Source organism: Gottfriedia sp. NPDC057948, from assembly GCF_042887255.1.
Classification (GTDB): Bacteria; Bacillota; Bacilli; order Bacillales; family Bacillaceae_G; genus Gottfriedia.
The window spans coordinates 1-8750 of the sequence record NZ_JBHVPN010000036.1; the positions used below are offsets into that span (position 1 = coordinate 1).

The 8750-nt window shown below is 30.7% G+C and carries 8 protein-coding genes, 1 rRNA gene and 1 pseudogene; 7 read left to right on the top strand and 3 right to left on the bottom strand.

Going from position 1 to position 8750, the window contains the following annotated elements; all coding sequences use genetic code 11:
* The first annotated feature begins 367 nt into the window (after window positions 1-367).
* Window positions 368-868, top strand: a complete 501-nt coding sequence (locus tag ACFVRR_RS24120) for a hypothetical protein (RefSeq protein ID WP_387333292.1) — start codon at window positions 368-370, stop codon at window positions 866-868.
* 371 nt (window positions 869-1239) lie between these two features.
* Complete coding sequence (locus tag ACFVRR_RS24125) at window positions 1240-2106, top strand: phosphotransferase (RefSeq protein WP_387333294.1); 867 nt, start codon at window positions 1240-1242, stop codon at window positions 2104-2106.
* A 91-nt stretch (window positions 2107-2197) separates the two neighbouring features.
* Here the strand turns inward: ACFVRR_RS24125 and ACFVRR_RS24130 are convergent, their stop codons facing one another.
* Both ACFVRR_RS24130 and ACFVRR_RS24135 read right to left on the bottom strand, forming a co-directional pair.
* On the bottom strand, window positions 2198-2911 hold the full coding sequence (locus tag ACFVRR_RS24130) for a class I SAM-dependent methyltransferase (protein WP_387333296.1): 714 nt from the start codon (window positions 2909-2911) through the stop codon (window positions 2198-2200).
* A 171-nt stretch (window positions 2912-3082) separates the two neighbouring features.
* On the bottom strand, window positions 3083-4984 hold the full coding sequence (locus tag ACFVRR_RS24135; protein ID WP_387333298.1) for an endonuclease MutS2: 1902 nt from the start codon (window positions 4982-4984) through the stop codon (window positions 3083-3085).
* A gap of 666 nt (window positions 4985-5650) precedes the next feature.
* Here ACFVRR_RS24135 and ACFVRR_RS24140 point away from each other — a divergent pair.
* The 5 genes and pseudogenes from ACFVRR_RS24140 (at window position 5651) to ACFVRR_RS24160 (ending at window position 8506) form a co-directional block, all read left to right on the top strand.
* Window positions 5651-6133, top strand: a complete 483-nt coding sequence (locus ACFVRR_RS24140; protein ID WP_387333300.1) for a hypothetical protein — start codon at window positions 5651-5653, stop codon at window positions 6131-6133.
* A gap of 278 nt (window positions 6134-6411) precedes the next feature.
* The gene (locus ACFVRR_RS24145; protein WP_387333302.1) at window positions 6412-6702 is read left to right on the top strand and encodes a hypothetical protein; all 291 of its coding nucleotides are present in this window, start codon (window positions 6412-6414) and stop codon (window positions 6700-6702) included.
* Between the two features lie 109 nt (window positions 6703-6811).
* Window positions 6812-7294: a hypothetical protein gene (locus tag ACFVRR_RS24150; RefSeq protein ID WP_387333304.1), complete on the top strand. Its 483-nt coding sequence runs from the start codon at window positions 6812-6814 to the stop codon at window positions 7292-7294.
* Window positions 7295-7414: 120 nt separating this feature from the next.
* Window positions 7415-7520: pseudogene (locus ACFVRR_RS24155) on the top strand (YHYH domain-containing protein); the annotation flags it as partial.
* Window positions 7521-8110: 590 nt separating this feature from the next.
* A complete protein-coding gene (locus ACFVRR_RS24160; protein WP_387333306.1) occupies window positions 8111-8506 on the top strand; it encodes a hypothetical protein in 396 nt (131 codons plus the stop codon).
* A gap of 152 nt (window positions 8507-8658) precedes the next feature.
* Here ACFVRR_RS24160 and rrf read toward each other — a convergent pair.
* A 5S ribosomal RNA gene (rrf, locus tag ACFVRR_RS24165) occupies window positions 8659-8750 on the bottom strand; the annotation flags it as partial.

The window sequence follows — 8750 nt, forward strand, 5'->3', positions numbered from 1 at the left end:
CATAAAAGTTAAGTTTAAATCTTGTATTGCTCAAAAAACTAATAATTGACGTTTACTTCATGTTTTGTTTAGTTTTCAAAGTTCACTTTATCGCTCAGAGGCGACTTTTATATAATAACATTTTGTTGAACAACTTGTCAACAATTTATTTTATATTTTTTGTTGTTCGAACTTGTTTTGTCGTGACAACATAAACAAATATACCATCTCGTCCAAATGATTGCAAGCATTTCTTTTACAAAAAGTTAACAAAAATAAATTTACGTAAATTTCAAACAAATTAATTAGTTAATTGTACAACTAGGTAAAAGTACAAGCACAAACGATCCCTCTTCCATAGATTAGTACAAGAAAAGGAGGAATTGTTATGCAATGTAATGAAGCCCATCAATTATGTAATAATTTTAGAGGGCAGGTTGTACGCATTTTCGATAAAGAAGGAAACGAGCACGTTGGACGTATTACTAGAGTAACTGAAGATCGAGTTTTTATTGAACCAGTAAATCAAAATCGTCAGAACTCTAATAGATCATCAAATCGCAATAGAAGTAATATGAACAGAAACCATTCTAATAGAGATTTCTCAGAAAGAAACTTTTCAAATAGAAGTAACCGCAATGAAAATCGTTTTGATAATATGTTCGGTAATCGCTTTGACAATAGATTCGATGATCGAGTTGATGATCGATTCGATAGAAGATTTGATAGAAGATTTGACAGAAGATTTGATAGAAGAGACGAAAGAAGAGACGATAGAGATTTTGACAGAGATGGATTTAGATGCGGATTCTTCGGCTGTGGGTTCGGTGTTTCAATTGCACTTGGTTTTGTTGCAGGAGTCGCATTAGCTGCATTATTCTTTTTTTAATAGCTCAATATAATCTTATATTCAATTACTGTGGGTTTGTCTCTTTGGTCAATTGCTGACTTTTGAGACCCCCTTTTATTTTATGGGTGAAAAGGTCATGAAACATCCTCAATATACTTTTTATTACTAATACAAAAATAATTTCCTCTCATTAGTTAAAGGATAAAAGCATTATGAAAAAAATCATTCAAGTCATTATAATTATATTCATACTTTTCTTATGTACATATGCCTTTATATTTTCCAAAACATTTTTAATCATAAATAAAGTAGAGATTAATAAGCATTTTCCAATCTATCCTCATGGTGACCGTTAATTTATAAGAGTATACTTAAATAAGTACATTATTAATAATGAAGGTGAGGATTTTATGCAAATAGAATCATTAATAATTGATTTATCAAACATGAATTTAATTAACAAAAAAGAAATTAAATACACTCAACTAACAGGTGGAACATCAAGCAGTATATATCTTCTAAGTAATATAAAAAACGATAGTAAATATATAGTTAAATTAAATGATCCTCGTGTACTAGAATCAGAAGCATATTTTCTTAATTTCTATAACAAAGTAGATATATTGCCCAATTTACTATTTGCTAAAAAAACATTTAAATACATAGTTTATCCATTCATTCCAGGTAGCGCAAACTATGATAAAAAAGCCAAAAATGAATTACTTATATTACTTGTTAAACAGTTAATAAATAATTATAAATCCTACCCTAATGCTCCAGGTTGGGGATGGGCAGATGAATTATCGAATTCATGGTCAGATTTTCTTACGAGTAGAATGACAGAGTCTTTTAAAATTTTAGATTCGTATTTAGAAAAGCCAGATCATACACTTATCTTTTCTATTATAAACAATTCAGATCTAATCACTTTTCAAGGAGAACCTTGTTTATTACACGGTGACTGTGGTATACATAATTTTATCTTTAATAATGGCATGTTAAGCGGCATTATTGATCCTACTCCAGTGTTTGGAGATCCACTTTATGATTTAATATATGCGTTTTGTTCTTCACCAGACAATCTAACAAAAGAGACAATTTCTACTGCAGTTAATCATTTGAAATTTTTACAAAATAATGATTCTCACACAATATATAAAAACGTTTTGGTTGGATTATATTTTAGGTTAGCTACATGTATAAGACATCACCCAAATGATTTGGACGAATACTTAATAGCCTGGAATTATTGGACTAGTTTGGTTAAATCCACGTGAAATTTTAAAATATTAACAGTCTGATACTTTGGATTTAATCCAAATCCGGTAAGCTGGAGTTAATTCAAACAAAAAAGATAAGCTATTATGCTTATCTTTTTCTACATAGGAATACTCTGTATCCTAACACATCTTTATAGCGCACTAGTATTTCTTGAAATCTATGAAGTAATTCAATTCCCTCTGGTGGCAACTTTTGAAATGGTAGTGAATCAGTTGAGGTTGTTGATGTATTCATTACTGTATTTCCTTTAAGGATTTTATAATCCCTAAAGCCCCCTTTGATTAATGCTTCTTCCCACTCTCTTACCGTTTTTACTTTTGAAATACCATAAACATCCTTTATTTCGCTTTCTTCTTTTAGTGTTAGTGGTCTCTCTGATGTCATTTCTATAGCAAGAAAATATCCACCTTTTTTTAACACTCTTACATATTCTTGTATTGATTTATCTACATTTGTGAAGCTTGTTACTGATTCCGAAATAATAATATCAAATGAATTATCTTTAAAAGGCAGGTTTTCTGCACTTGCTTGATGCAGAGTAACTGGAATTTTCTTTTTGTTAAATCGTTTTCGTGCATTTGCCAGCATCCGACTGTTTATATCGATTGTTGTAATTGGGCAATTATAAGTTTCATATAAATAGCTAGCAGTTTTACCCGAACCGCATCCAACCTCTAAAACTTGGCTATCTGAATTCAGCGGAAGAAATCTTAATGTTTTTTTTGTTAAATCAAACCCACCTGGATGTGCATCTTCTATATTTAACGTGGCGATTAAATCTATATAAGAAAATTTCCTCATATTAAGACCCCAATCATGTAGTTTGGTATAGTCTATTCATATAAGCTTAAATTTGTTTTGTATTCTTGAAAACAATGAATTTTTTCTTAAATCAAAAACATCAGCTTTTGGGCTGATGTTCTAGTTTGTAAACAAAGTGCAATAATTTGCTGATCGAAAACAGCCGTAATATCACTCCCCGTTACTTCTCATTCCTTTTTGAATCTTTCGTAGTGCCTTTTTCGAACCTCGATCAATATCGTGCTGTAATTTCCTTGTCGCATAATCAACAAATAATGTATCTAAGTCATATCCCTCTGGGTAAAGTTCAGCTGCCTTTACTTCTAAAGTTACTCGTTTTTCATTCACTTCCAAAAATTCGCCATTGTAAAAAACAATGAGATTGTAGAAATTATCGATTTCTTTAAAGACAATTCCAAAGTTATCAAAGTCTAATAATTTTACTCGATCACCTTTTCGATAGTTAACCTTTTCTTCCGATCTCAATTTGACAATCTTTGGTCTCCTTATTGCACTTTCATTTACTTTTTCTAATTGATATTCTTTATTTTCCATATATTCCTTCGCTCTTAGAAGTACATTTTCAGGAATATTCATTTTCTTAGAAATCCATAGAGCATTACTTTCTCCTGATTTCCCGATAATTAACTTATACATTGGTTCTAGTGTTTCACTATTAAATCGCATTGCTGCATTCATAAAGTCACTATGCATTTCTGAAAAACGTTTAATTTCACCATAATGGGTAGTTGCAACTGTAATACATCCCATATGGTAAAATTCTTCCAAAATAGAAATTGCAAGTGCAGCTCCTTCATTCGGTTCCGTACCACTTCCTATTTCATCGAATAGTAAAAGTGTATTATTATTAGAAACACTCATAATATCGGAAAGGTTTTTCATATGTGATGAGAATGTGCTTAGTGCATTCTCTAAACTTTGATTGTCACCAATATCAACAAAAATCTTTTCAAATACAGCAATTTCAGTCCCCGTGTCTCCAATAATATGGAAACCTGACATTGTTGCTAAAGTTAGTAAACCAATTGTTTTCAGAACGACTGTCTTCCCACCCGCATTAGGTCCAGTAATGATTAAACTACGATAACTCTCTCCTATCTCAAAATTAAGCGGAACTACATTACCTGTTAATAGTGGATGTTTGCAATTAACTAACTTTATATATCCAAAGTCATTTAATTTCGGCTCAACTCCACCAATATGTTTGCTAAATTTAGCTTTAGCAAACACCATATCATATTGACTAATTAACTCCATATTTATATTTATTTCATAAATGTTTTCTAAAATCATTCCTGAAAGAGTAGCTAAAATTTGATATTCTTCCATTGCCTCTTCAGCCTTTAGGCTTGCTAACTCACTGTTTAATTTAGTTACTGTATTCGGTTCAATAAAGACTGTTGCCCCTTTAGAAGAAACTTCAATAATCGATCCAGGAACTTGCTTCTTAAAGGAAGCTTTAATTGGTATTGTATATCGGTCATCTTTCTTACTTATAAAAAAGTCTTGAATATACATTTTATTAGCACTACTACTTAAAAACTTATTTAAACGATCTTTAATTTTCTCTTCAACTAATTCAATATTATTTCGTATTCGTTTAAGGTCCTTACTTGCCGCAGAATCAATGCTATTTCCTTTAATTGAGAAGTTAACCTCATCTTCAATACTTATAAATTCACTCATTGAGTTTGCGTATGAAGCGAGAATTGGAGCAAAAAATAAGTTATCTTGCATAAACTTTTTAATTCTTCTACATCCTCTTAAAAAGTCCGAAACACTGATTAAGTCACTCGGATCTAATATCATGCCCTTTTCAAGATTTTGAATAAGATTTTCAATGTTAGAAACACCTAAAAATGGCACATGTCCTTCTGCATCTAATATTGCCCGAGCTTCAGTTGTCTCATTTAATCTATTTTTAACTACTTTTATATTGCTACTAGGTTCTAATTGATTTATCAGTTTTTTACCTAATCCACTTACACAATAAGTTTTTACTATTCCTTTTAACTCGTTATATTGTAACTTTTCAAATGTTATATTATTCAACTTTTATTCTCCTCTTTCATATGATTTTATCGATCATAAATGGAGATACCTACCCGTTAGATTCCAATGAGATTATTATAGAAATAAGATTTACCCGAAAAAATATAAAAAAAGCTGCGGAGATACCGCAGCTTTAATCACATTACAAGGCAATTATAATTGAAATATAGTTAAATAAGCTATTACAGAATAGCCAAACTAAATTCATTACACGCATTATAAAGTATTGTAGGTATCTTCATAGGTTTGAAATAAATACATGACAAAATTAAGGGTACGAATTCTACAAATTCCCCTTTTTTTCATCCTATTTATTTCATTTAATTTTTTCCTATTTAGAACCTACCGCACTCACAAAATGCACCTCATTTATTATTATGTTCATTGAAATCTAACTTATTGAAATAATCATACTATGTGTAAATTGAAAAGTAAAGATGATCTACATTATTTACTATATGTGATTAAATTAAAATTCTCTACAACTTTTTCCCCTTCAGGTAAGTACTCTACTTTAAGTTTCATACTCCCTATAGGCCAATTGAAAAAAGTAATAAATATACCTTCCAAATTTGCAGCAAATAAAAATTTAGTTTAAAGGGATCTATCATTGTATAAAAACACACCATTTAATTGAATATTAAATATAAAAACTGGAGATTTAAAATGAAAAATATAATAGCTCATCTCACTTTCAGTTTATTATTCTTATTTAACTCAGTTACTACAGTACACGGAGAAATTGCAAATCATTTATTTAGGACAAAGTCTGTTAGTTTTAAAGGAGCCGATAATAACTGGGAAATTTTACACGAAATGACTTTGGTCGGAACTGATATCTTATATCAAACAACTTTAAAATATAAAGGAAAATATGATAAAGATTTAATTAAGTCAAACTCACACTATTTGATTAGCTATAATCACGGAACGATCGGAGGGGAGACATTTTTATTAAATCAATTTGGTGAATTTCATGGTAAGAAAAGAGAGTGCGGTGGATGTGAGTTTATTGATAAGGAAAAGGAGATAAATTATGAAATTTACTGGAACGATACTATAAGTACAGTTATTTTAAAAAATGTGCTCTTAGGGAACAGGAGAACATTGATTATGTATTCCGTAATGCACAACGACAATTTGAGATAGCTGGTTATTATGAAGCGATTCCTTGTATTAAGAGGAGATCGCTTATTTCTATATAGAGGAGAATTATTAATATGGCTATTAAAGCTTTCAAACAGAAACAAGTACGCTCTTTACTGATGAACCTTATGGAACATTAATTGGTACATGCAGTAAAGAAGTATTTATTGTAGTAGATAGTAAATGCGAGTTTTGCGGCGCTGGCTTTATTGGTGCTGAACATAACAACCCTTTCGATTGTCCAGAGGAAATGGCTATTACGTATTGTGGGAGATGTAACCATGATTAAGATTGAGATTAAAGTTGTTAGTGAAACAGTCGAAACTCATTATCTTGAAGATTTTGATGTAAGTCATTTTTTTGACAAGGTTTTCTTATGTCGTGAAATAGCAAAGTATTTAAATCAAGTATATAGACTGTTAGTGCAGATTGAGATTCTAGGTTTGAAAGTAACAGAAGATGAACAAGTCATCTTTGAGGATATCAGAGCCTATGAGCAGTATTTACATGAACACGATATAGTGTTTCGCAATAATCTTGCTTATGTAAAAGGCGAACTATATCAAGAATGAGTTAAGTGTGCCCCTTGTATCAATTAAACTTTTAGAACCATTCCTAAAGAATTGATTAATAATATATAATGATAATTAATTCAGATTATAACAAAAGGATGGTTTAAGAATGAGGTTTAGCATAAAAGCAGTGATAGCCATAGTTATCGTTGCAATGATAGCATTAGGTTTTTATTTTGATATGCAAAATGTAAAAAAGAATGAAAAGATTGAAAGAATTGAAAAAAGAGCTAAAGCTTCTGCTGCTAAAGTTAGCAAGCCAGACCCTAACCCTCTTGTAGAACATAAATATGGAACAATAGTTAGGATGTACATACGGGAAGGTCATTTACATATAGGTGATCATGTTCGTGCTGGATTCACTAATTATAGTGGATATTATGGCGCACATGTTTATGTAGAATTACGCCAGGGTGAAAAATTGATAGATATTCAGCACACGGGTCTTGGTGATTACGCAAATAACACCCTTGTATTTAGAGAATTGAAAGAAACAGGTGAATATCATTTAGATATTACAATAGAACAGTCTGGTCCAACGATAACATTCCCTAATAAAAAATTCAGATATGATGGAATAATCGTCGATTAACCAATTCAAGAGCAGGCACCTCTGCTCTTTTTATGCTTGAATTTGAGGAGAACCATGAAGAAAACTTTATTATTAATTTTATTATTAGTTTTTCAATTATTTATATCTAATGAAAAATCCTATGCCTCTCCTGGAAGAACTGATGCTAACGGAGGACATAGGTGTTATACGAATTGTGAAAAATACAATTTAAAGTATGGGGAATATCATTATCATAATGGTGGTAATAGTGATAATACATACGAAGAAGATCCTGACCTAGAAGAATATTATGAGCAACAATCAGATGAATTTTATCAAGAAATGGAAGATAATGAACAACAAGAGAAAGAATATTACGATGAACTAGATCAACAGTCGGAAGAACAAGAGCAAGCAATATGAAGATTCTTATATAGAGGAACCTACTGAAGTATCTGACGAAGAATATGATGAATCAGATATTGATTTTGATATTTGGGATTATATAATAAATCCTTATTCTATCGGTGGCGTAATTGTTCTAGGTATTATAGGAAATTAAATTGAATATAGAGATAAAAAGAAGAAATGAGTAGGGTTTTACCCCCCTGCTCTTTTTTATTTGTAAATCGAATTAAAACTAGAGGAGAGATTACATGATAATCCAAATAGACAAGAGGAGAGAATTTATGTACTTCAATCAAAAATTTGCTGAACATTTAGGGATCATAAAAAAAGTGTTAAATTCGATCACCAAATGACTGCAATGCAAATGTTTAATCACAATATGAAGTATGGATTTGAAGAAGCCATGACACGTTTTATTTTTAAATTAAGGAAGGAGTGTAGATTGTAATGCCTGAGGTTGAAAAGAAAAATTGGGTTGATAAAAGTATTATTCTATTATTGGTTTTTGTATTTATTATTTTAGCTATAAACATGCCTAAAATACAGAATTTTGATGAGTCAACTTTAATAGGAACTTACCACAGCAAAAAACTTCCATTTGCATCAATAGTATTTGATGAAGAGGACCATCATTCATTTTATTATTATAATCAATCTGAGACAGATAAAGGAACTTATACACAGAAAACAGATACGACGTATGTCATTAACAGTCCTAAGTTTCATAACTTGAAAATCATTAATGATAAAAAAGGAAGCACTTTTAAAATAAAAATTGATAATGAAACCTATGTTTTTAAACAAACTGATACAATTCCTACGATTATTGATAATTCTGAATGACTAGGTTTAGGTTCTTCAGTACTTGGTAATCAAATTTTGTACAAAGACTAAAAGGACTATCAATAATTGACAGTCCTTTTAGGTTGTTAAATTCAATAATTGGCTGATTCAAAATAAAAAAAGCACCAGCTTATTAGCTGATACTTTGGTAAACCAGGCGACGTTCTACTCTCACAGGGGGAAACCCCCAACTACCATCGACGCAAAAGAGCTTAACTGCCGTGTTCGGTATGGGAACGGGTGT